The 24,214-nt window shown below is 64.3% G+C and carries 17 protein-coding genes; 2 read left to right on the top strand and 15 right to left on the bottom strand.

Going from position 1 to position 24,214, the window contains the following annotated elements; all coding sequences use genetic code 11:
* Positions 1-33 precede the first annotated feature (33 nt).
* The 9 genes from J4D52_RS09045 to arcD (J4D52_RS09005) form a co-directional block, all read right to left on the bottom strand.
* Positions 34-1,410 (bottom strand): L-serine ammonia-lyase, encoded by a 1,377-nt coding sequence (locus tag J4D52_RS09045; protein WP_025805874.1) that lies wholly within the window; start codon positions 1,408-1,410, stop codon positions 34-36.
* A gap of 159 nt (positions 1,411-1,569) precedes the next feature.
* A complete protein-coding gene (gcvP, locus tag J4D52_RS09040; RefSeq protein ID WP_102676964.1) occupies positions 1,570-4,428 on the bottom strand; it encodes an aminomethyl-transferring glycine dehydrogenase in 2,859 nt (952 codons plus the stop codon).
* 9 nt (positions 4,429-4,437) lie between these two features.
* Positions 4,438-4,821 (bottom strand): glycine cleavage system protein GcvH, encoded by a 384-nt coding sequence (gcvH, locus tag J4D52_RS09035; RefSeq protein WP_102676965.1) that lies wholly within the window; start codon positions 4,819-4,821, stop codon positions 4,438-4,440.
* 451 nt (positions 4,822-5,272) lie between these two features.
* Positions 5,273-6,781 carry a sigma-54-dependent transcriptional regulator gene (locus tag J4D52_RS09030; RefSeq protein WP_063432767.1) on the bottom strand — a complete coding sequence of 503 codons (1,509 nt, stop codon included), beginning with the start codon at positions 6,779-6,781 and terminating at the stop codon, positions 5,273-5,275.
* A 247-nt stretch (positions 6,782-7,028) separates the two neighbouring features.
* Complete coding sequence (locus J4D52_RS09025; RefSeq protein ID WP_025805870.1) at positions 7,029-7,391, bottom strand: DUF5064 family protein; 363 nt, start codon at positions 7,389-7,391, stop codon at positions 7,029-7,031.
* 61 nt (positions 7,392-7,452) lie between these two features.
* Positions 7,453-8,382: a carbamate kinase gene (gene arcC / locus J4D52_RS09020; RefSeq protein WP_025805869.1), complete on the bottom strand. Its 930-nt coding sequence runs from the start codon at positions 8,380-8,382 to the stop codon at positions 7,453-7,455.
* Positions 8,383-8,527: 145 nt separating this feature from the next.
* Positions 8,528-9,538 carry an ornithine carbamoyltransferase gene (locus J4D52_RS09015; RefSeq protein ID WP_023966828.1) on the bottom strand — a complete coding sequence of 337 codons (1,011 nt, stop codon included), beginning with the start codon at positions 9,536-9,538 and terminating at the stop codon, positions 8,528-8,530.
* Between the two features lie 86 nt (positions 9,539-9,624).
* Positions 9,625-10,881 carry an arginine deiminase gene (arcA, locus tag J4D52_RS09010; RefSeq protein WP_053280586.1) on the bottom strand — a complete coding sequence of 419 codons (1,257 nt, stop codon included), beginning with the start codon at positions 10,879-10,881 and terminating at the stop codon, positions 9,625-9,627.
* A 36-nt stretch (positions 10,882-10,917) separates the two neighbouring features.
* Positions 10,918-12,345 carry an arginine-ornithine antiporter gene (gene arcD, locus J4D52_RS09005; protein ID WP_025805866.1) on the bottom strand — a complete coding sequence of 476 codons (1,428 nt, stop codon included), beginning with the start codon at positions 12,343-12,345 and terminating at the stop codon, positions 10,918-10,920.
* A 448-nt stretch (positions 12,346-12,793) separates the two neighbouring features.
* Between arcD (J4D52_RS09005) and arcD (J4D52_RS09000) the strand changes: the two genes are divergently transcribed.
* Entirely contained in the window at positions 12,794-14,221 is a 1,428-nt protein-coding gene (gene arcD, locus J4D52_RS09000; RefSeq protein WP_025805865.1) for an arginine-ornithine antiporter, read from the top strand.
* Positions 14,218-15,075 carry a DNA-3-methyladenine glycosylase gene (locus J4D52_RS08995; RefSeq protein ID WP_102676966.1) on the top strand — a complete coding sequence of 286 codons (858 nt, stop codon included), beginning with the start codon at positions 14,218-14,220 and terminating at the stop codon, positions 15,073-15,075. Before arcD (J4D52_RS09000) ends, J4D52_RS08995 begins: the two co-directional genes overlap by 4 nt.
* Positions 15,076-15,231: 156 nt before the next feature.
* Here J4D52_RS08995 and J4D52_RS08990 read toward each other — a convergent pair whose 3' ends face one another.
* The 6 genes from J4D52_RS08990 to J4D52_RS08965 form a co-directional block, all read right to left on the bottom strand.
* A complete protein-coding gene (locus J4D52_RS08990) occupies positions 15,232-16,581 on the bottom strand; it encodes a CoA transferase (protein ID WP_102676967.1) in 1,350 nt (449 codons plus the stop codon).
* Positions 16,582-16,772: 191 nt separating this feature from the next.
* Positions 16,773-18,911, bottom strand: a complete 2,139-nt coding sequence (locus J4D52_RS08985) for a methyl-accepting chemotaxis protein (RefSeq protein ID WP_102676968.1) — start codon at positions 18,909-18,911, stop codon at positions 16,773-16,775.
* A 219-nt stretch (positions 18,912-19,130) separates the two neighbouring features.
* Positions 19,131-19,532 (bottom strand): YbaN family protein, encoded by a 402-nt coding sequence (locus J4D52_RS08980; RefSeq protein WP_025805859.1) that lies wholly within the window; start codon positions 19,530-19,532, stop codon positions 19,131-19,133.
* Between the two features lie 136 nt (positions 19,533-19,668).
* Positions 19,669-20,277, bottom strand: a complete 609-nt coding sequence (locus tag J4D52_RS08975) for a biliverdin-producing heme oxygenase (protein ID WP_102676969.1) — start codon at positions 20,275-20,277, stop codon at positions 19,669-19,671.
* Positions 20,278-20,408: 131 nt separating this feature from the next.
* Positions 20,409-23,006, bottom strand: a complete 2,598-nt coding sequence (locus J4D52_RS08970; RefSeq protein WP_102676970.1) for a TonB-dependent receptor — start codon at positions 23,004-23,006, stop codon at positions 20,409-20,411.
* A gap of 122 nt (positions 23,007-23,128) precedes the next feature.
* Positions 23,129-24,112 (bottom strand): FecR domain-containing protein, encoded by a 984-nt coding sequence (locus J4D52_RS08965; protein WP_102676971.1) that lies wholly within the window; start codon positions 24,110-24,112, stop codon positions 23,129-23,131.
* Positions 24,113-24,214 lie beyond the last annotated feature (102 nt).

Raw genomic sequence — 24,214 nt, 5'->3', positions numbered from 1 at the left:
CCTGGATAAACGTGAGATGCCTGTGTGCCTGCATCAGCACTCGATAATGTTGACTGCCAAACCGCCGCGGGCGGTTTCCTTGTATTTGCTTTTCATGTCGGCGCCGGTCTGGCGCATGGTGCGGATCACCTTGTCGAGGGAGACGAAATGCTGCCCGTCGCCACGCAAGGCCATGCGCACGGCGTTGATCGCCTTGACCGAACCCATGGCGTTGCGCTCGATGCAGGGCACCTGCACCAGGCCGCCGATCGGGTCGCAGGTCAGGCCGAGGTTGTGTTCCATGCCGATTTCGGCGGCGTTTTCCACTTGTTGCACCGTACCGCCGAGCACTTCGCACAGGCCTCCGGCTGCCATCGAGCAGGCCACGCCGACCTCGCCCTGGCAGCCGACTTCTGCACCGGAAATGGAGGCGTTTTCCTTGTAGAGAATGCCGATGGCGGCAGCGGTCAGCAGGAAACGCACCACCCCGTCTTCATTGGCGCCGGGGATGAAGCGCATGTAGTAGTGCAGCACCGCCGGGATGATGCCGGCGGCGCCATTGGTGGGCGCGGTGACGACACGCCCGCCGTTGGCGTTTTCTTCGTTGACCGCCAGGGCGTACAGGTTGACCCAGTCCAGCACCGACAAGGAGTCGCGCAAGGCCGCCTCTGGGTGCTTGCACAGCTGGCGGTGGAGGGCGGCCGCACGGCGCTTGACCTTCAGGCCGCCAGGCAGGATCCCTTCGTTGCGACAGCCGGCATCCACACAGTCCTGCATCACTTGCCAGATCTTCAGCAGGCCGGCGCGGGTTTCCGCTTCCGGTCGCCAGGCACTTTCGTTGGTCAGCATCACCTGGCTGATGGACAGGCCATAGGTGGTGCAGTGACCGAGCAAGTCCTTGGCGCTCTTGAAGGGGAAGGTCAGCTTGGTGGTGTCTTCGACAATGCGGTCGGCCCCCGCGGCGTCCTCGTCAACCACGAAACCGCCGCCCACCGAGTAGTACTCGCGGCTGCGGATCTGCAACCCGGCGGCATCGAAGGCACGGAAGATCATGCCGTTGGGGTGGTAGGCCAGGGGTTTGCGGATCATGGCCAGGTGTTCTTTCTCGTTGAACGCGATGACGTGTTCGCCGAGCAGGGTCAAGCGTGCGCTGCTGCGTATTTCCTGCAGGCGCGCGGCAATGTTTTCGGTATTCACGGTATCCGGGTGTTCACCTTCCAGGCCCAGGAGCACGGCCTTGTCGCTGCCGTGGCCCTTGCCGGTGGCGCCGAGCGAGCCGTACAGCTCAACCTTGACGCAGGTGGTGGCGCCCAGCAGTCCGTCACGCCGCAGGCCTTCGACGAAGCGCGCGGCCGCGCGCATCGGGCCAACGGTGTGGGAGCTGGAGGGGCCGATGCCAATCTTGAACAGGTCGAACACGCTCAAGGACATGTTGGTTCTCCGGTTTCTTATTGTGTTGATCGGCACGCACGGGGGAAGCGGGTGTTGCAGTCCGGTCTATCCGGTATTCGTCGCCAGCCGTCTCGCTCCTACAGGTATACGCAGAAACCCTGGGAGCGAGGCAGGCCCGCGATGGACGGCGATGCCGTCTTAGGCGTCCTGATAACTTTCGATCGACGGGCAGGCGCACACCAGGTTGCGGTCGCCGAACACGTTGTCGACGCGACCGACCGGAGGCCAGTACTTGCCGTCGATCAGCGAGGCCACCGGGTACACCGCCTGTTCACGGCTGTAGGGGTGCGACCACTCGCCGACGATTTCCGCCGCGGTATGCGGGGCGTTCTTCAGCGGGTTGTCGTCCTTGTCCAGGCTGCCGTTTTCCACCGCGCGGATTTCTTCGCGGATGCGGATCATGGCGTCGCAGAAGCGGTCCAGCTCTTCCTTGGATTCGCTTTCGGTCGGCTCGATCATCAGGGTGCCGGCCACCGGGAACGACATGGTCGGGGCGTGGAAGCCGAAGTCGATCAGGCGCTTGGCGACGTCGTCGACGCTGATGCCGCTGCTGTCCTTGAGCGGGCGCAGGTCGAGGATGCACTCGTGGGCCACCAGGCCGTTGCTGCCGGTGTAGAGCACTGGGTAGTGCTCTTCCAGGCGACGGGAGATGTAGTTGGCATTGAGGATCGCCAGCTGCGAGGCACGCTTGAGGCCTTCACCGCCCATCATGCGGATGTACATCCAGGTGATCGGCAGGATGCTCGCGCTGCCGAACGGCGCGGCGCAGACCGCGCCTTCCTTGCGTTCCATGGCCGCATGGCCCGGCAGGAACGGCGCCAGGTGCGACTTGACGCCGATCGGGCCGACGCCCGGGCCGCCACCGCCGTGGGGGATGCAGAAGGTCTTGTGCAGGTTCAGGTGCGACACGTCACCGCCGAACTTGCCCGGGGCGCAGAGGCCGACCATGGCGTTCATGTTGGCGCCGTCGATGTACACCTGGCCGCCGTTGTCATGAATGATGCCGCAGATTTCGCGGATGCCTTCCTCGAACACGCCGTGGGTCGACGGGTAGGTGATCATCAGCGCGGCGAGGTGCTCGCGGTGCTCGATGGCCTTGGCCCGCAGGTCTTCGATATCGACGTTGCCGCGGGCGTCGCAGGCGGTGACCACCACGCGCATGCCGGCCATGTTGGCGGTGGCCGGGTTGGTGCCGTGGGCGGACGAAGGGATCAGGCAGATGTCGCGACGGTCGTCGCCACGGCTCTGGTGATAGGCACGAATGGCCAAGAGGCCTGCGTATTCACCCTGGGAGCCGGCGTTCGGCTGCAGGGACACCGCGTCGTAGCCGGTAGCGGCGCAGAGCATGGCTTCCAGTTCGGACGTCAGTTGCTGGTAGCCGGCGCTTTGCTCGGCCGGGGCGAACGGGTGCAGGGCGCCGAATTCGGCCCAGGTGATCGGGATCATTTCGCTGGCGGCGTTGAGCTTCATGGTGCACGAGCCCAGCGGAATCATGGTGCGGTCCAGGGCCAGGTCCTTGTCGGCCAGCTTGCGCAGGTAGCGCATCAGCTCGGTTTCCGAGTGATAGCGGTTGAACACAGGGTGGCTGAGGATCGCCGACTGACGCACCAGCGGCGCCGGGATACGGCTCTGTACCGTGGTGGCCAGCGCGGCGAAGTCCGGCAGGGCCTGACCGTCGGCCAGCAGGCTCCACAGCGCTTGTACGTCGGCCTGGCCGGTGGTTTCGTCGAGGGACAGACCCAGGCGCTCGGTGTCGATTACCCGCAGGTTGATGCGCTGGGCGCGGGCCTTGTCGTGCAGCGCTGAGGTGCGGGCGCCGGTGTGCAGGGTCAGGGTGTCGAAGAAGCTTTCCTGCTCGACCTTGATCCCCAGTTTGCTCAGGCCCTGGGCCAGGATCGCGGTCAACTGGTGGATGCGCCGGGCAATCCGGGCCAGGCCTTTGGGGCCGTGGTACACGGCGTACATGCTGGCGATGTTGGCCAGCAGTACCTGGGCGGTGCAGATGTTGCTGGTGGCTTTCTCGCGGCGGATATGTTGCTCGCGGGTCTGCATGGCCAGGCGCAGCGCCGGCTTGCCGAAACGGTCCACGGACACCCCGACCAGACGGCCCGGCATGTCGCGCTTAAACGCGTCCTTGGTGGAGAAGTAGGCCGCATGCGGGCCACCGAAGCCCAGCGGCACGCCGAAGCGTTGGGCGCTGCCGATGGCCACGTCAGCGCCGAACTCACCCGGCGGGGTCAGCACGGTCAGCGCCAGCAGGTCGGCGGCGACCGCCACCAGGGCGTTGGCGGCATGGAAGCGCTCGGTCAGCTCGCGGTAGTCGAACAGGTCGCCATTGCTCGCCGGGTATTGCAGCAGGGCGCCGAAGAACGGGCTGACGTCGGTCAGTTTGCGCTCGTCGCCGACCACCACGTCGATGCCCAGCGGCTCGGCACGGGTGCGCAGCACGTCGAGGGTTTGCGGGTGGCAATGGCTGGAGGCGAAGAAGGCGTGGCTGCCCTTGTTCTTGCTCAGGCGCTTGCAGAAGGTCATGGCTTCGGCGGCGGCGGTGGCTTCGTCGAGCAGGGAGGCGTTGGCGATCGGCAGGCCGGTGAGGTCGCTGATCAGGGTCTGGAAGTTCAGCAGCGCTTCCAGGCGGCCCTGGGAGATTTCTGGCTGGTACGGGGTGTAGGCGGTGTACCAGGCCGGGTTTTCCAGGAGGTTGCGCAGGATCGGCGACGGCGTGTGGCAGTTGTAGTAGCCCTGGCCGATGTAGGTCTTGAACAGCTGGTTCTTGGCGGCGATGGCCTTGATCGAGGCCAGTGCGTCGGCTTCGCTCTGCCCGGCGGGCAGGTCGAGGACGCTGGTGCTCTTGATGCTGTCGGGGATCACGCTGGCGCTCAAGGCTTCCAGGGAGTCGAAGCCCAGGCTGTTGAGCATGGCTTGCTCGTCGTCCTGGCGCGGGCCGATGTGGCGCGCGATGAATTCGTTGGCGGTGCTCAGGTTAACTTGAGTCATGGCGGCTCCTCAGGCGTCGGCGTTGGCTTTGATCAGGCGGTCGTAGGCGTCCTGATCCAGCAGTTGGCCGACAGCGGCGGCGTCCGCGGGAATGAAACGGAAGAACCAGCCTTCGCCCAGCGGGTCTTCGTTGACCAGCTCCGGGCTTGCCTCCAGGGCCGGGTTGGTTTCCACCACTTCACCGTCCAGGGGCATGTACACGCCGCTGGCGGCTTTTACCGATTCCACGGTGGCGGCTTCAGCGCCCTTGTCGTAGGCCTGCAGTTCCGGCAATTGCACGAACACCACATCGCCCAGGGCGTTTTGCGCGAAAGCTGTGATGCCAACGGTAACGCTGCCATCGGCTTCGGTACGCAGCCATTCGTGATCTTCAGTAAAACGCAACTCGCTCATGGAAACTCCTCAAGGGGCCAGATTCGTCTGGTGGACGCGATTGAATGCTCGTGCAGGGCCGAGCTGAATGGATAAGCCCTTAGCAAAAATGCGGCCAATGTTTTTTAGTTGTTATAAATCAATGAGTTAAATTTTTTTCTTGGCGAGTGGAAGCTGACAGCTGTAGCGAAATCGCTACAGTTGGAGGGCCAGGGAAAAGCCTATGGGGATCAAAGCCTTGCGTAGCGCTGATTACAACCGGCTGTAGCGATATCGTTCCGCTGTAGCGCTTTCAGTACAGGTGGAGGTCGCTTTTCGCACTGTTTCTTTGTAGGAGCGAAGCTTGCTCGCGAAAAATCTCAACGGCAGCGCGATACTTGAACCCGCATAGCGCTCAGGTTCATCGCGAGCAAGAACTGGGCGTCCCCCTTGCTCCTACAGAAGCAGAGCGGAAGCGACAGCCGTCAGGCTTTCAGGGCTTGTTGGGGATGCCGTATTTGCGCAGGCGATGGGCGATGGCGGTGTGGGAGGTCTGCAGGCGGCTGGCCAGTTGGCGGGTCGAGGGGTAGTTGACGTAGAGACTTTCCAGCAGCGTCTTCTCGAACTCCTCGACGGCCTGTTCCAGGCTCTCGACTTCGGTGTCGTTCTGGCGCGCCACCGAGGTGCCGGCGATATCCAGGTCGCCGATGTCCACCAGGCTGCTTTCGCAGATCGCCGCCGCGCGGAAGATCACGTTCTGCAGCTGGCGCACGTTGCCGGGCCAGCGGTTGCCCAGCAGCGCCGGATAGGTGCCGGGCGCCAGGCGACAGACCGGGCGCTGGATCTGTGCGCAGGCCTGCTGCATGAAGTAGCGTGCCAGCAACAGGATGTCCTGGCCGCGCTCGCGCAGGGGCGGCACTTCCACATTCAGCACGTTGAGGCGATAGAACAGGTCTTCGCGAAAGCTGCCCTCGGCGACCATCTTTTCCAGGTCGCGGTGGGTGGCGCTGAGGATCCGCACATTGACCTTGATCTCACGGTCGCCGCCGACCCGGCGAAAGCTGCCGTCGTTGAGAAAACGCAGCAGCTTGGCCTGCAAATAGGGCGACATTTCGCCGATTTCGTCGAGAAACACCGTGCCCTGGTTGGCCAGCTCCATCAGCCCCGGCTTGCCGCCGCGCTGGGCGCCGGTGAAAGCGCCGGGGGCGTAGCCAAACAGCTCGCTTTCGGCGAGGTTTTCCGGCAAGGCGGCGCAGTTCAGCGCGAGAAACGGCGCGCCGTGCCGCGCACTGATGGCGTGGCAGGCCCGCGCCACCAGCTCCTTGCCGGTACCGGTTTCGCCCTGGATCAGCAGCGGCGCATCCAGCGCGGCGACACGCTGGGCGCGGGCCTTGAGGGTGCGGATGGCCGGGGAGTCGCCGAGCAGGGCATCGAAGCCTTCGGCATGGTCGTGGTGCAGGGCCGACAGGCGCTCGCCGATGCGATTGGGCTGATACAGGGTCAGCAGCGCGCCGGCGTCGGTGATCGGTGTGGCGTCCAGCAGCAGGGTCTGGCCGTTGAGGGTGATTTCCCGCAGGGGAAGGCGAAAGCCCTGTTCCAGCAGGGTTTCCAGCAGCGCCGGGTCGTCGAACAGCTCGGCCACGCTTTCCCCGGCCGGTTCGCGGCCATAGAGGGCGATCAGCGCCGGGTTGGCCAGCAGCACCTTGCCGGCGCTGTCCAGGGCCAGCACTGGGTCGGTCATCGCCGCCAGCAGGGCATCGAGCTGCAGGTGGCGGCGCTGGCCGGGCAGGATGTCGACCACCGTCACCGCCTGCACGCCACGCACGCTGAACAGCGCATCGCGCAGCTCTTCCAACACTTGTGGGCTGAGGGTCGGGGCGTCGATGTAGACGTTGGGCGGCACCATTTCCACCGCATCCAGGTTGAGGTTGCGCCCACCGAGCAGGGCCAGGACTTCCTGGGTGATACCGACGCGGTCGATAAAGCTGACGTGGATGCGCATGGGGCGATCAAGGGTTCTGGAAAACGGAGGGGGGCAAGTATGCCTTGGCGGACGCCATTGGTGAAATTCGCCGTAGGGTCCGCAGGGACTTCTTGTAGGAGCAAGGGGGACGCCCAGTTCTTGCTCGCGATGAACTCGAAGACGCCGCGGCATGTCAGGCTGCCCGCGTCATCCTTGACGACCATCGCGGGCAAGCCTCGCTCCTACAAGTCAGCGGTAGAGGAAGCCCGCGACCCACGGGCTGGGGTTACTCGAGATGTTCGGGTTTTACCGGATCCCCGGACTTCATGTTCAACTGCACCCGCACATCCTCGAACATCGCGTCGTAGTGCTTGTGCACCGAACCTATGCTGCTCATTGCCTTGGGAATCCCATACTTCTCGGCGATTTTCGTCACGTTGCTGGCGAAGTTGTACGCCTGATCCTTGGGCAGGAAGAAGGGTTCATCGACCGCTTTGCCCTGGATCGTTCCATGCATCTTGAACTGCATCCCTTTGCCTTCCTTGGGATCCTGCGCGACCTCGTAGTCGATGCAGATGTTGTAGCTGACATCGTCCTTGTTCAGCGCGTGTCGTTCGATGTGCAAATGACCGGGTTCGAACTGGGCCATGGTTCTCTCCTTTCAAGGCATGGGAGAGGGGCAGGCCTGGAGCCTGCACCCTGAGTTTCTCTTATCGGTAGGTGATGCCCGGCTGGGCCGTGCTGATGCGTGTGCCGGCCTGGCCCTGGACGATCGCTTCGATGTCCGAGAGTGAACCGATCACCGCGACTTTTCCAGTATGGCGGGCGAACTCGCAGGCCGCCTGGACCTTTGGTCCCATGGAGCCGGCGGCGAAGCCGAGTTTTTCCATTTCGTCCGGGTGCGCCTGGGCGATGGCTTTCTGCGACGGCTTGCCCCAGTCGATAAAGGCTGCGTTGACGTCGGTGGCGATCACCAGCAGATCGGCTTCCAGCTGTTCGGCCAACAGCGCCGAGCACAGGTCCTTGTCGATCACCGCCTCGATGCCCCTGAGCTTGCCGTCCTCGCCGTACATGGTGGGGATGCCGCCACCGCCGGCGCAGATCACGATGCTGCTCTTTTCCAGTAGCCATTTGATCGGGCGGATTTCAAAGATGCGCTTGGGTTTCGGGCTGGCCACCACGCGGCGGTACTTGTCGCCATCGGGGGCGATGGCCCAGCCTTTTTCCTTGGCCAGCTTTTGCGCTTCGTCCTTGCTGTAGACCGGGCCGATGGGCTTGGTCGGGTTCTGGAACGCCGGGTCCTTGGCGTCGACTTCGACCTGGGTCAGCAGGGTGGCGAAGGGCACTTCGAAGTCCAGCAGGTTGCCCAGTTCCTGTTCGATGATGTAGCCGATCATGCCTTCGGTTTCGGCGCCGAGCACGTCCAGCGGGTAAGGCGACACCGAGGTGTAGGCCGCCGCCTGCAGCGACAGCAGGCCGACCTGCGGACCGTTGCCGTGGGCGATCACCAGCTGGTTGCCGGGATGGATCTTGGCGATCTGTTCGGTAGCGATCCGGATATTGGCGCGTTGATTGTCCGCGGTCATGGGTTCACCACGGCGGAGCAGGGCGTTGCCGCCCAATGCGACGACGATACGCATAATGCATTCCTTCCAGAATTCGGTGATCCGGTGGGCGCGCGGCTTGCCTGCGATGGTGGGGTGTCAGGTTTGACGCCATCGCGGGCAAGCCTCGCTCCTACAGGTCGAGGGGCCGGCCGCCAGGCGGTCGGCCCGGGCGTCGGGGTTACAGGTCGGCCAGGGTCGAGACCAGGATCGCCTTGATGGTGTGCATGCGGTTTTCCGCTTGCTCGAAGGCGATGCAGGCCGGCGACTCGAACACGTCGTCGGTCACTTCGATGCCGTTGGCCAGGTTCGGATACTGCTCGGCGATCTGCTTGCCGACCTTGGTATCGCTGTTGTGGAACGCCGGCAGGCAGTGCATGAACTTGGTCCGTGGGTTGCCGGTGGCCTTCATCAGCTCGGCGTTGACCTGGTACGGCAGCAGTTGCTGGATGCGTTCGGCCCAGGCTTCCACCGGCTCGCCCATCGATACCCAGACGTCGGTGTGGATGAAGTCGACGCCCTTGACCGCGGCTTTCGGGTCTTCGGTCAGGGTGATGCGGGCACCGCTTTCTTCCGCGTATTTCTTGCAGCGGCTGACCAGGTCGTCATGGGGCCACAGGGCCTTTGGCGCGCAGATGCGCACGTCCATGCCGAGCTTGGCGCCCACCAGCAGCAGGGAGTTGCCCATGTTGTTGCGGGCGTCGCCCAGGTAGGCGTAGCTGATGTCATGGATCGGCTTGTCGGCGTGCTCACGCATGGTCAGCACGTCGGCGATCATCTGGGTCGGGTGGTATTCATCGGTCAGGCCGTTGAACACCGGCACCCCGGCGAACTTCGCCAGTTCTTCGACGATTTCCTGCTTGAAGCCGCGGTACTCGATGGCGTCATACATGCGCCCGAGCACGCGGGCGGTGTCCTTCATGCTTTCCTTGTGGCCGATCTGCGACGAGTTCGGGTCGATGTAGGTGACGTTGGCGCCCTGGTCATAGGCGGCGACCTCGAAGGCGCAACGGGTGCGGGTCGAGGTTTTCTCGAAGATCAGGGCGATGTTGTTGCCCTTGAGGTGCTGCTGCTCGGTGCCGGTGTACTTGGCGCGCTTGAGGTCGCGGGACAGGTCGAGCAGGTAGCGCAGTTCGCGCGCGGTGTGGTGCTCGAGGCTCAGCAGGTTACGGTTGTGGATGTTGAAAGCCATGATGGATCTCCTTTGATTTCGGTCGTCCACTTGCCGAGGCCCGTCGTGGGGGCAACGGCAAGCTGCTATGTCGGAATAAGAGGCGCTTAGTAATCGATCGGGTCGCGCACGATCGGGCAGGTCATGCAGTGGCCGCCGCCACGGCCGCGGCCGAGCTCGCCGGCGCTGATGGTGATCACTTCCACGCCAGCCTTGCGCAGCAGGGTGTTGGTGTAGGTGTTGCGGTCATAGCCGATGACCACGCCCGGTTCCAGGGCCACCACGTTGTTGCCGTCGTCCCACTGCTCGCGTTCGGCGGCGAAGCTGTTGCCACCGGTCTCCACCACGCGCAGTTGCTTGAGGTTCAGGGACTCGGCCACCACCTCGATGAACGATTTGTTCTCCCGTCGCACGTCCATGCCATAGGGCTTGCTGGTGTCGGGGCGGATGACGAACGGCACGATTTCCTTGACCACTTCCGGGAAGACCGTGACCAGGTCGCGGTCGCAGAAGCTGAACACGGTGTCCAGGTGCATCGCCGCGCGGGATTTCGGCAGGCCGGCGACCACGACTTTTTCCACCGCACCCTTGGCGAACAAGGATTGTGCAAGCTGGCCGATGGCCTGGCGCGAGGTCCGCTCGCCCATGCCGATCAACACCACGCCATTGCCGATTGGCATGACGTCGCCGCCCTCGAGGGTGGCCTGGCCGTGATCCTTGTCCGGGTCGCCGTACCAGACCTCGAAGTCGGCATTGGCGAACTCGGGGTGGAATTTGTAGATGGCGCTGGCCAGCAGGGTTTCCTGGCGCCGGGCCGGCCAGTACATCGGGTTGAGCGTCACGCCGCCATAGATCCAGCAGGTGGTGTCGCGGGTGAACTGGGTGTTGGGCAGCGGCGGCAGCAGGAAGCTGGAGTGGCCCAGGTAGTCGCGGTACATCTTGATCACGCTGGCGCCTTCGCTTTCCGGCAGGTCCTCGCCGGCTACGCCGCCGATCAGGAACTCGGCCAGCTTGCGTGGCTCCAGGCTTTCGAGCCAGCTGCGCACTTCGTTGGTCAGGCCGACACCGACGGTGTCGGGGGTGATCTTGCGATCCAGGATCCACTTCAGGGCTTCGGGGTTCTGCACCGTATCGGTCAGCAGGTTGTGCATTTCCAGGACTTCGATCCCACGCTCGCGCATTTTAGTGACGAAGTCGAAATGGTCGCGCTTGGCCTGGTTGACCCAGATCACATCATCGAACAGCAGTTCATCGCAGTTGTTCGGGGTCAGCCGCTGATGGGCCAGGCCTGGGGAGCAAACCATGACTTTGCGCAGTTTGCCGGCTTCGGAATGAACGCCGTACTTAACTTTTTCCGTGGTCATTACAGTGATCCTCCAGAGGTAGAAACAATCGTGCCGTTACAGGGTCAGGAAGCCGTCGTAGAGCCCGTAGGCGGCCAACAGGGCGCCTATGACCACTGCGGCGAAAATCAGCTTCTCGACGTTGGTGAAAATCGGTTTGCCCAACTCCAGCTTGGCCTTGGCGAACAGGATCGCGCCGGGGGCGTAGAGCAGGGCGGAGAGCAGCAGGTACTTGATCCCGCCGGCGTACAGCAGCCAGATCGCGTAGAGCAGGGCGATGGTGCCGATCAGCAGGTCTTTCTTGCGTTCGGCCAGGGCCGCTTCGTAGGTTTCGCTGCGCACCGCCAGCAGCACGGCATAGGCCGCTGACCACAGGTAGGGCACCAGGATCATCGAGGTGGCGAGGTAGATCAGCGACAGGTAGGTACTGGCCGAGAACAGGGTGATCACCAGGAAGATCTGCACCATGGCGTTGGTCAGCCACAGGGCGTTGACCGGCACGTGGTTGGCGTTCTCCTTGCGCAGGAACTCCGGCATGGTGTGGTCCTTGGCCGCGGCGAACATGATCTCCGCGCACAGCAGTACCCACGACAGCAGCGCCCCCAGCAGCGAGATGATCAGGCCGACACTGATCAGCACCGCGCCCCAGTGGCCGACCACATGCTCCAGCACCGCCGCCATCGAGGGGTTCTGCAGCTTCGCCAGTTCCGGCTGGGTCATGATGCCCAGCGACAGCACGTTCACCAGCACCAGGAACAGCAGCACGGTGATGAAGCCGATCACGGTGGCCTTGCCCACGTCCGAGCGTTTTTCCGCGCGGGACGAGAAGATGCTCGCGCCTTCGATGCCGATGAACACCCAGACGGTGACCAGCATCATGTTGCGCACCTGGTTCATCACGCTGCCCAGGTCGGGGTTCTTCACGCCCCAGATGTCCGCGGTAAAGATGTCCAGCTTGAAGGCGAACAGGGCGATCAGCACGAACAGCAGCAGCGGCACCACCTTGGCGACCGTGGTCACCAGGTTGATGAAGGCCGCTTCCTTGATCCCGCGCAGCACCAGGAAATGCACGGCCCACAGCAGGACCGAGGCGCCGATCACCGCGGCCGGCGTGTTGCCCTCGCCGAAGATCGGGAAGAAATAGCCCAGGGTGCTGAACAGCAACACGAAGTAGCCGACGTTGCCCAGCCAGGCGCTGATCCAGTAGCCCCAGGCCGAAGAAAAGCCCATGTAGTCGCCGAAACCGGCCTTGGCATAGGCGTAGACACCACCGTCCAGATCGGGCTTGCGGTTGGCCAGGGTCTGGAACACGAAGGCCAGCGTCAACATACCGACAGCGGTAATAGCCCAACCAATAAGAACAGCGCCTACATCGGCACTTGCCGCCATGTTTTGTGGCAAGGAAAAGATCCCGCCGCCAATCATCGAGCCGACTACCAAGGCGACTAACGCACCAAGTCGTAGTTTTCCGGGAGTGTCAGACATTGCGTGACTCCATTGCAGGAGAAGAGAGACGTCAGAGTAGATCTGCGCGTAATAAAAACAGCTGACTTAGATCAGGTCATCGCTACATTCCATTGTGAATGAATGACTTAAGCAGTCTTTGCGGTAGTCGGCAGGAGGCCTGAAAGCAGTGTTTCAGAAGGCCTGGAAGGCAAGGTGGCAGGGCTTCTTGTTAACGCAAAGTTGAAACTAGTCTGCTTTTAAGAATGTGCAACTAGTAAAAAAGTTATAAGGGGGCTGGCCGGTTGATGGCATTCAGTCTTTACAAAAAATAAAACTCGCCAAGATTCAGTGAGTTCTGATCGGTGTCATGTCATTGGATCCATAAAAGATCAATAATTGACTCTTTTAGTCTGTCGCCAGCGTGTGGAAGTTATTTATTTGCATATAGTTTGGTTGTCGGACAATTGGACCGGATGCAGAGGTAGGCATGCCACAAACCACACAAAAACTGCGACTCGGCGCCCTGATTGCCCTGGTGGTGGGGTCGATGATTGGCGGCGGGATCTTTTCCTTGCCGCAGAACATGGCGGCCCGGGCCGACGCGGGGGCGATCCTCATCGGTTGGGCGATCACCGCCGTGGGCATGCTGACCCTGGCCTTCGTGTTCCAGACCCTGGCCAACCGCAAGCCTGAACTCGATTCGGGGGTGTACGCCTACGCCAAGGCCGGTTTCGGCGACTACATGGGCTTCTCGTCCGCCTGGGGTTACTGGATCAGTGCCTGGCTGGGCAACGTCGGCTACTTCGTGCTGCTGTTCAGCACCCTGGGTTATTTCTTCCCGGTGTTTGGCCAGGGTAATACCCCGGTGGCCATCGCCTGCGCCTCGGTCTTGCTGTGGGCGGTGCATTTCCTGGTGCTGCGCGGGATCAAGGAAGCAGCCTTCATCAACCTGCTGACCACCGTGGCCAAGATTGTGCCGCTGGTGATGTTCATCGTGATTGCCGCTGTGGCGTTCAAGGCGGACATTTTCACCCGCGACATCTGGGGCCGCGGCAACCCGAACTTCGGCGGGGTGATGGACCAGGTGCGCAACATGATGCTGGTCACGGTCTTCGTGTTCATTGGCATCGAAGGCGCCAGTGTCTATTCGGCCCGGGCCGAAAAACGCTCGGATGTCGGCCGGGCCACGGTGATCGGCTTTATCGGCGTGCTGGCCCTGTTGGTGCTGGTCAACGTGCTGTCCCTGGGGATCATGAGCCAGCCGGAGCTGGCGACCTTGCAGAACCCATCCCTGGCGGCGGTGCTGGAGCACATTGTCGGTCCCTGGGGGGCGTTGCTGATCAGCGTCGGCCTGGCGGTTTCCCTGCTCGGCGCCTTGTTGTCCTGGGCGCTGCTGTGTGCCGAGATCCTGTTTGCCACGGCTCGCGACCGGACCATGCCGGCCTTCCTGAAGAAGGAAAACGCCAACCACGTGCCGGTCAATGCCCTGTGGCTGACCAACAGCATGATCCAGGTGTTCCTGCTGATCACCCTGTTCTCCGCCGGGACCTACACCAGCCTGATCTACCTTGCCTCGTCGATGATCCTGGTGCCTTACCTGTGGTCGGCGGCCTACGCGGTGTTGCTCAGCGGCCGCGGCGAAACCTACGAGCAGGCCTCGGCCGAACGCATGAAAGACCTGTGCATCGGTGGCGTGGCCCTGTGCTACGCGGTCTGGCTGTTGTACGCCGGTGGGGTCAAGTACCTGCTGCTGTCGGCCCTGCTGTACGCCCCCGGGGTGATCCTGTTCGCCAAGGCCAAGCGCGAGCAGGGCGAGCCGTTGTTCACTGCCATCGAGAAAGGCATTTTCGCCTGCGTGGTCGCGGGGGCCACCCTGGCCGCCTATGGCCTGTACAGCGGTGTGCTGTCGCTGTGAGGCTCGCTTACCAGCCGCCTTATGACTGGCCGGCGATGCTGGCCTTTCTCCGGGCGCGGGCCATCGCCGGGCTGGAGACCGTCAGCGGCGACTGCTACTCGCGCAGCATCAGCCTCGATGGCATGCACGGCTGGTTCAGCGTAAGCCCGGGCGACAGCGATGCACTGGCCCTGACCCTGCACTTTCCCGACCCGCAAGCCCACACGCGGATCGTTGCGCGCATCCGCCGCCTGCTGGACCTGGACACCGACCTGGCACCGATCCACCGGCACCTGTCCGCCGACCCGCTGATGGCCCGCTTGATTGCCTCGCGGCCGGGACTGCGGGTACCCGGCGCCTGGGACGGTTTCGAGCTGGCGGTGCGCGCGGTGCTGGGGCAACAGATCACGGTGGCGGCGGCCATCCGTCTGGCGGGCAAGCTGGTGGCGCAGTATGGCCAGCCATTGAGCTGTATGGGGGCGCCAGCGGGGTTGAGCCATGTTTTCCCTGAGCCGGGGCGAATGGCCGGCGCCGATCTGGCGAGCCTGGGCATGCCGCGCAGCCGGGGGCGAACCCTGTCCGGCGTGGCACAGGCGCTGCTCGACAATCCGCAGCTGTTTGCCCCCAAGGCCAGCCTCGAACACAGCCTGTCCGCCTTGCGGGCGCTATGGGGTGTCGGCGACTGGACCGCGCATTACGTGGCCCTGCGCCAGTTCCGCGAAGCGGATGCCTTTCCCGCGGCGGACGTGGGCCTGCTCAATGCCCTGGCGGCGCTCGAAGGCGGGCCGGTCAGTGCCAGCCAGCTGCTGGCCCGCGCCGAGGCCTGGCGGCCCTGGCGCGGTTACGCGGCGCAGCATCTGTGGACTACTTTGTAATCCCCCCGCACCTGTAGCCGCTGCCGAGCCCGCGAGGCTGCGATCGGCCGCGAAGCGGACGTAAATCATGCCGCGTGCACAGGCTTGGCGAGGACTGTGTCGGAATGCCGCCTACCTCGTTCGCAGCCTCGCGTTGCTCGGCAGCGGCTACAGGGCTCACCATTTCGCCCGATGGGCGCCCAGGTCGCTGGCGGGGTAGGCCCATTGCAGGGGCGTGCCGCTGATCTGCAAGGGCACTTGCAGGCGATAGGCCGGGCCCCAGGAGGTCTGCTCCACCAGCAATCCCTGATCGTCCTGGTCTTCGGCACGCAAGGCGGGCTCGGCGCTGCCATGGGAGTGCTCGATCAACAGCTTGGCGGTGCGCGCCAGCGACAGTCGCGCGCTGCCGACGGCCCCGGTTTGCAGTTGTTGGGTCAAAAGACGGATCGCGGCGGCGGCCATCAGGTAGCCGGTGGCGTGGTCCAGGGCCTGCACCGGCAGCGGTACCGGTTTATTGGCCTGCTGCCAGCGTTGGCCGGCCTCGGCAATGCCGCTGCTCATCTGCACCAGGCTGTCGAAGCCACGGCGGTTCTGCCAGGGGCCGCTCCAGCCATAAGCATTCAGGCATACATCGATCAATCCCGGGGCGAGGCGCTGGCGCTCGGCCGCACCGTAGCCGAGGCGTTCCAGGGCATCGGCACGGTAGCCGTGCAGCAGCAGGTCGGCTTCGCTCAGCAGGCCGTCGAAGACCTGGCGATCGGCGGCGTCGTGCAGGTTCAGGCGGGCGCAGCGTTTGCCCAGGGTGACTTCCGGGACCACGCCGGGCTCGTTCCACTCCGGCGGGTCGATGCGCAGCACGTCGGCGCCCAGCCCGGCCAGAAAACGGCTGGCAATGGGGCCGGCCAGTACCCGGGTCAGGTCCAGCACCTTGATTCCGGCCAGGGGGCGTGACAGCGATCCGCGCCAGGGCTGCGCGGCGTTTGCACCTTGCTTCAAGTAATGCACCAGGGGCTCGGCATTCACGGCCTGCCCCTGGGGGTGGGCTTGCCACTCGGCCCAGCTGCGCATTTCGGCGGCGCAGCCTCCGGCGGCGACCACCGCCTGCTCCAGGTCGCTCTTGTTCCACTGCGCAACCTTGGCGGCCATGGCCGGCCGGTCCGCGGCCCGGCCGAGTACCTGTTCGGCCGCCTGGCGATGATGGGGCGCGTTGGTGTGCAGGCGAATCCAGCCGTCCTGGGTGGCGTAGTCGCCGGCGACCGGGTCCCACAGCGGCGGCACGCTCCAGCCAAGCGGGCGCAGGGAGGTGGCGAACCAGAAGGAGGCCAGGCGTCGGTCGACGCTCAGGGTGGGCTGGCGCCCGGTCTGGCTGAACAGCAGCCCGGCCGCCGCCTGGCCGGCCGCCGCGATGCTGGCGCTGGCCAGTTCGGTCACGGCGAAGGCCGAGGGCAGGGCGCCGCTCGAGGTCAAGGCAATCGGGGTAAGAGGCAAGCCAAGCGCGGCTTGAACAGACGACAGCACATCGGTCATTGCAGGCCCTCCGCAAGAGAGGGGCCAGCATAGATCAAAAAAGTGAAGCGCCGCAGCCCTGTGACGGAGCAAGAACTACCTGTAGGAGCGAAGCTTGCTCGCGATGAACCGGAGAGCGCCGCATTCAGCCCGTGAGTACGCGTCATCCTTGACGACCATCGCGAGCAAGCTTCGCTCCTACAGGGGCAAGGTCAAACGCGGAACTGATCCATCAGCTTCATCTGCTGGGTGGTCAGGGCGTTGAGCTGGCTGCTGACCTGGGCCGATTCGGTGGCCTGTTCGGTGAGGGACTCGGTCACGCTGCGGATCGCCGAGACATTGCGGTTGACCTCTTCGGCCACCGCGCTCTGCTGTTCGGCGGCGCTGGCGATCTGCAGGTTCATGTCGCTGATCACCGTGACCGCGTCGCTGATCTTGCCCAGGGCCTGCACCGCCTGCTGGATCTGCCCGGCGTTGCTCTGGGCCTGGGCCTGGCTCGAATGCATGGTCGCCACCACGCCCCGGGTGCCGCTCTGGATGCGCTCGATCACCACGCGGATCTCTTCCACCGAATCCTGGGTGCGCTTGGCCAGGTTGCGCACCTCGTCGGCGACCACCGCGAAGCCGCGGCCGCTTTCCCCGGCGCGCGCTGCCTCGATGGCGGCGTTGAGGGCCAGCAGGTTGGTCTGTTCGGCAATGCTGCGGATCACTTCCAGCACCGAGCCGATCTGTTCGCTGTTGACCGCCAGGGCCTCGACCTCGACCACCGCCTTGCTGACTTCCTCGGCCAGGGTGCTGATGTCGCGGGTGCTGCGTTCGATGATGGTCATGCCGTCCTTGGCCGACTGGTCGGCGCCACGGGCGGCGTTGGCGGCGTTCGAGGCACTGTTGGCGACGTCGTGGGCGGTGGCGCTCATTTCGTTGGACGCGGTGGCCACCTGGTCGATTTCGCGGAACTGCACCTGCATGCCTTCGCTGGTCTGGCGGGCGATCTCCGAGGACTGGTCGGCGGTGCCGCGGGCGTCGGTGATGCTCTGCTTGATCTGCGCGATGGTCGGTTGCAGCTTGTCGAGGAAGCGGTTGAACCAGCTCACCAGCTCGCCCAGCTCGTCTTGCTTGCTGTACTTCAGGCGTTGGGTCAGGTCGCCGTCGCCGCTGGCGATTTCCTTGAGCATCTGCGCGACGCTGTTGATCGGCCGGGTCACGCCGGAGGCGGTCAGCCAGATCAGCAGCAGGCCGATCACGCCGGCGACCGCCGCCACCAGTACAGACACCAGGGTGCCCTGGGCCTGGGCGTCGTCGAGCACGCTCTGGAGTTTCACGGTGTCGGCCAGCAGCACCTGCTCCGGCAGGTCGATCACCACGCCCCAGGGGCGGGCGTCGGCGATCGGGCTGACCGGATACACGGCGCGGATCAGGTCGCCCTGCTTGAGGATTTTCGGGGTATTGCCGGCCAGCAATTGCAGGACATCCTTGCCTTCGGCGCCCAGGGTGTCGGCGATGCCTTTGCCGACCTTGGCCGCATCGTTGCTGTAGGCGGCGAGGATGCCGCTGCCGGCGACGATCAGCATGTGCCCGGCACCGTCGAACAGCCCGCGCTGGGACTCGGCGGCCGCGGCCTGCAGGGCGTCCAGGGCGATGTCCACGCCGACCACGCCTATGACTTTGCCGTCGACGATCAGCGGCAGGGAGATGGTGGTCATCAGCATCAGCTTGCCGCCCACGGTGTCGGCGTACGGATCGAGCAGGCAGGTGCGCTTGCTGTCGCGCGGGCAGGTGTACCAGCTGTTGTAGGGGGTGCCGCTGACGCTCAGGGTGGTCTTGTTCATGTCCTCTTCGACCATCACCGTGTTCAGCCCGGTGCCGCCGGCACGGCTCCAGTAACTGGCGAAGCGCCCGGCTTCGTTGGAGGCATGGCCGGCGTCGTTGGCGAACTCGCTGTCCTTGCCGTCGAGGGCGTTGGGCTCATAGGCGAGCCAAATGCCCAGCACCTTGGTGTTGCGTTCGAAGGCGGTTTTCAGGCTGTGGTTGAGCTCTTCACGCAGCGTCGCGGCGTCCAGCGAACGCTTGCCGGCCATGGCCCGCAGGTCGTTGATCTGGTCGGCCAGGGCGGTGATCACCAGCAGGCTTTCGCCAAAGGTTTTCTGCACCCGTACCGCCTGCTCGGCGGCCCGGGCCTGCAGCAGGTTCTGCACGCTGTCGGTGAGCATTCGCGAACTGGAGCTGCTGACCAGCTGATCGTTCTGGTTGGTCTGGTAGATGTTCATCCCGACGATCAGGCCCACCACGCCGAGCAGGCAGAGTCCGGACAACAGCACGATTTTCAGGCGAATGGACAGAGAGTCGAACATGGGGCGATCTCGCGAATGGACTGGTGGTGAGCGGTGAGTCGGATGACTCCGGTCGCCAAGTCCATTCAGCGCCATGCCCGGAACATCGGCTTGAGCGGCATTTGCCTGAGAAAAAGCCGACGAGCGGTCATGTGTTTGACATAAACGGGGAGGAGGGAGGTTTCGCTGGAGGGCATGTCGCGAGCAACCGAGCGTCGACCGGCTGCTCTTGCAGAGGAGTCAGGAGGCCTGGGCCAGAGCCTCCGGGCGCGACCAGATCCACAGGTTGCCCAGGCCCATGCCGGCCAGCGCCAGGTACAGGGTCCAGTGATGAGTGAGCAGGCTCAGCATCAGGCCGGCGCACAGCAGCATGCTGAGGGTGGCACTGACCTTGGCCCGGCGGCTGATGATCCGGCCGTTGCGCCAGTTGCTCAGGATAGGGCCGAACAGGCGGTGGTTTTCCATCCAGGCGCTCAGGCGTGGCGAGCTTTTGGTCGCGGCCCAGGCGGCGAGGAGCACGAACTCGGTGGTCGGCAGGCCGGGGACGACGATGGCGATCAGGCCGATGGCCAGGCTGACGTAAGCCAGGCAACCGAAGAACAGGCGGGAGGCTTTGGACGGGGATCGGGTTGTGCCGGTCATGGGTTCGATGATGAGGTGACGAGCATGGGGCTCAATCCACAAGGGGTGGGGAAAACGGCTGATGTCAGCAGGTTCGTTCCTGCAACGGGCGTGAGTCTACGCCTTCAATACAGGAACGAGCGCGCCGGCGAAAAAATCAGGCCAGTTCAGGCGCCGTGTCGTAGGCCTTTTCCAGCAGCACAGTAAAGCGGTTGAAGGCATCCAGCGCGCCTTTTTCCGCCGCGGCTTCTTCTTCGGCGCTGAACGCCAGGCCGTCGAGGGTGCGGGTGAAGGATTTCCAGCCTTCGGCGCGACCGCCCGCCGGTTCGCCCAGGTGCCGGGCACCGAAGGTTTCGCTTAGGCCCAGGCCCACCGCGCGCTTGATCAGGAACGCCGCGCCCAGCTTGGAGCCTTCGGAGACGAACAGCCAGCCCAGGGCTTCGGCCTTGCTCGGGTTCTGCACCGCGCCCGCCACCGGGGCCGGGATTTCGGTTTCCAGGTCCGCCAGGTCGGCCTTGGCCGCTTCGGCGCGGCAACGTTCTGCCAGGTCCGGGACGATGGCGATCAGCGCCGGGTCGTTGTAGAGGGCGACCAGTTCGGACTGGAACAGGTACTGGGCGACGACAAAACGGGCAAAGCTGCTGGCGCTTTCAAACGGCGCGTGGGCCTTGACCAGGGCGTCGAGCTTGGCATGGGGTTCGTGGGTGATCTGGTTCAGGCGCTGGGAGCGCAGGCTCGGGCGCTGTGGGGAATCCTGGGTGGTCATGACAATGTCCTTGGGAAGTGAAAATGAGAGCTTGAAATGAGAAGCACTTGCTAACTAGACGAACAAGTAGACGCGGCACAGTAAAAAATCCTCACTGCGCCCCATCGAAAAGCGCAGTGAGGTAGGCCGGGTCAGATGTCCCAGATCAGGTTGACCGCGAAGTTGCGACCCGGCTGGGTCAGGCGGTCGAGGTTGGCCGGGCTGAGCACGGCGGCTTCGCCGACGCTGTCGTAGCCGCGCACGTCATCCCACAGCCAGTACTTCTTGTCGGCCAGGTTGTAGACGCCGGCGCTGAGGGTGACGTCGTCGCTGACCTTGTAGAAACCGGTCAGGTCGAGCACGCCGTAGCCCGGGGTCTTGAACTGGCTACTGGTGCCATCCGGGGTCTTGAAGCTGCTGCTGTCGACGCGGTCCTTTTTCTTGACCAGGGTCCAGCTGAGCAGGGCGCCGTAGTTATCCTGGTCGTAGCCCAGGCCGAACACGCCGGTCAACGGGTTGACCGCGTTCAGGGGTTCGCCGGTGTCGTTGTTGCGACCGTAGGCATAAGCCACCGAACCCTGGGTGTACAGGCCCTGCGGCGCGCCCAGGGCGTCGAGGTTGAGCCGGCCTTTGACTTCCACGCCCTTGATGGTGGCGTGCTTGATGTTGTTGCTCTGGAACGTCAGCTCGTCGTAGCCCGGGGTCACCGCGTCTTCGTTGATGAAGTCGCGGTACTTGTTATAGAACACCGCCACGTCGAAGTTGCCGGACTCGAATTTGCCGCGCAGGCCGGTTTCATAGCTCTGGCTTTTCTCCGGCTTGAGGTTCGAGTTCGGCGCCACGCGGTAACCGGTGGTGGTGTTCTCGAAGCGGCCGTACAGCGCCTTGGCGGTCGGGGTGCGGAAACCCTCGGCGTACTGGCCGTACCAGGTGTACTGGTCGGTCAGGGCGTAGGTCAGGCCGAACTTGGGCGAGACCCGGTGCCAGGTCTTGTTCTCGTCGCTCACCTCACCCTGGCCATCGGCGGCCACGGTGTTGAGGAACTCCTGGGTGATGTGCGGCTTGAGCTGGGTGTAGTCGTAGCGCAGGCCCGGCAGGAAGGTCCACTTGTTCCAGCTGATCTGGTCCTGGGCGAACAGGCTGTAGGTGTTGATGGTCGGGTCCGGGAAGTCGCTGGACTTCTTCAGTACGTCGGACGGGCTGATGGCGCCGACCGCCGTGCAACCGCGGCCGACCGCCAGGCAGGTGCCGCTGCCGCTGCGCGAGCCGGTGACCTTTTCCTGCTTGATAGTGGTGCCGTAGGTCAGCAGGTGCTCGGTTTCACCGATGGCGAAGGCCTTGTCGGCCTGGGCGTCGAAGACCCACTGCTTCTCTTCGTAGAGGGTCTCGCGGCTGCGCATGACGTTGCGGGTGAACGGGAAGTAGTTTTCCAGGGTGCTCTGGTCGGTCTTGGCGATCTGGTAGTTCAGGCTCCACTTGACGTGGTCGGCCAGCAGGCTGTCGAGGGCGAAGCGGTTGTCCAGGCCGAAGCGTTCACGGGTGATGGTGTCGTTACCGGTGCGCGAGCGGTACATGCCCAGCGGCTGGCCGGCGTTGAACGGGCCGCCCACGGCGCTCTTCTGGTTGGTGTCGCGGTCGTCCTTGTACTTCTCGTAGGTCAGGCCCAAGCGTGCGTCGTCGGCGTAGTTCCAGCCGGCCTTGGCCAGCACGTTGGTGGTGCGCACGTCTTCCGGGTTGGCGGCGGTGCGCGCCAGGCCGGTGCCGTTGTTGCTGCCGTAGGAGTCGGTTTCGTGGCCGTCGCGCTGGCTGAAGTGCAGCAGGCCGTCGAACTGACCACTGCGTCCAGCCACAGTGGCGGATTTCAGCCAGCTGTCGTCGGCCGAGCTGTAGCCGGTCTTCAGGCGGGCGCCGATGTCTTTACCGGGCTTGATGATGTCGTCCGGGTCGAGGGTGAAGTAACTGACCGCGCCGCCGATGGCGTTGCTGCCGTACAGCACCGACGCCGGGCCGCGGAGGATTTCCACGCGCTTGATGATTTCCGGATCGACGTAATTGCGTTGGGTCTTGGCATAGGGGCCGTTGAAGAAGCCGTTGGGAATCTCCACGCCGTCTACCTGGGTCAGGATGCGGTCGCCGTCAATGCCGCGGATGTTGTAGCCGCTGATGCCGCCGCCACGCTGGCCGGCGCCGCCGACCGAAACACCCGGCTCGTAGCGCACCAGCTCTTTGATGGTGTTGACGTTGTTGCGGTCCAGGTCCTGGCGGTCATGCACGGTGACGGTGCTGGGCACGCTGTCGACGTCCTGCTCTTGGCGCGTGGCGCTGATGGTCACCTGTTGCAGGGTCAGGGCGCCACCGCTGGCGCGCTTTTCCAGGACGATATTGTTGGCGCCCAGTTTGCGGTAGCTCAGGTTGGTGCCCATCAGCAGGCGGTCCAGGGCTTTTTCCGGTGGCAGCGAACCGCGCACGCCCGGAGAAGCGATGCCTTCGCCCAGTTCCGCCGGCAGGCCGACCTGCCAACCGGTGACGGCGGTGAAGGCGTTCAGTGCCGACACCAGCGGTTGCTGGTCGATGGCGAAGCTGTAGTCGCCCATGTTGCGCGCCGGCTGGCTGGTGGCAGTGGCGGCCATGACCGGCGCGGCCTGGGCCCCGGCCAGCAGGATGGCGGCGGTCAGCAGGGACAGCGTGCAGTTCTGCAGGCGGGCCTGGCGGGAGGATGAAGAGGACCGGCTGTTGAGGCGAGAGGACATCGATAGCGCTCCGTGTCGCACGAATCTTTATAGGTGCTGATTCGGCATGTTTAATGCGAATCAATTGCATTGGCTATAACGAGACGAACGACCGACAGCGATCGCGTAAAAATAAATCCGTGCTAGTTGAGAATCACCAGGGCGGGGAACTCCTGCAGGCGCGCCGAGGTGATGTGAGCCAGGGAGCGCACCACGTCCAGCGGCTGGTCGAGGCGGTAGTTGCCGGTGACCGCGACATCGGCCAGGCGCTCGTTGTTGTTGACGATCCAGCCCGGGTAATACCGACGCAACTCGGCCAGCACCTGGTTCAGCGGACAGTTCTCGAACACCAGCCGGCCCTGGACCCAGGCCAGGTCCTTGTCGAGGTCGAGCTTGGCCGGGCGGTCGAAACCGTTGGGGCCGATGCGGATACTTTCGCCGGCCGACAGGCGCACCCGGGCATCGTCGTGGGTGGCGCGCAGGTCGACATCGCCACGCTGCACCCGCACCTGGGCCACGCCGTCCAGGTAACGCACGGCGAAGGCGGTGTCGCGCACGCTGGCGCGTACCGGGCCGGCGTCGAGCTCCAGCGGCTGGCCGCGGCTGGCGGGGATCTCGAAGAAGGCTTCGCCCTGGTACAGGCGGGCCACGCGCTGGCGCTCGTCGATGGTGCTGGAGAAGGCCGAATTGGTGTTGAGCAGGACTTTCGAGCCGTCCTCCAACTGCAGGCGCTGGCGCTCGCCGACCACCGTCAGGTGATCGGCCTGCAGGCGCAGCGGCAGGTTGCTGAAGCTGAACAGGCCGAGGATCAGCACCGCCGCGACCGCCAGGGGCCGCCAGTGCGGACGCAGGCGCGACAGTACCCTGACTTTGGGCTTTTGCCTGTCCAGGCTTTGCGCGCAGCGCACTATTTGCGGACCGTTCCAGATCGCCTGGGCCTTGTCGAAGGCTGCGCTGTGCAGGGGCGAGGCATTCAGCCAGTCGTGGAATTGCCGGGTCTGCTCGGGGCTCGGGTTCTCCAGCAGGATCAGCCAGTCCAGGGCCTGGTCCATGGCCTGATCTGCGGTGCAGGTGGTGGATGTTTCCCTGTCCTGGGCGGTCGGCTGGGTGCGGTGGATGTCCGTCACGGGTGTTCCTCGGCTGTGTCTGTGCACGGCTGTTTTTTAGATGGAGAGCGCAGGGCGGTCAAGGGTAGCAAAGGGCTGCGGCCGACGCCCGCCCGGCTGGGC

Origin of the sequence: Pseudomonas sp. GW460-12-10-14-TSB1, assembly GCF_017349775.1 — a bacterium.
Lineage (GTDB): Bacteria > Pseudomonadota > Gammaproteobacteria > Pseudomonadales > Pseudomonadaceae > Aquipseudomonas > Aquipseudomonas piscium.
Note: the sequence above shows the minus strand (reverse complement) of the source record. Positions and strands in the feature narration are given on the sequence as shown.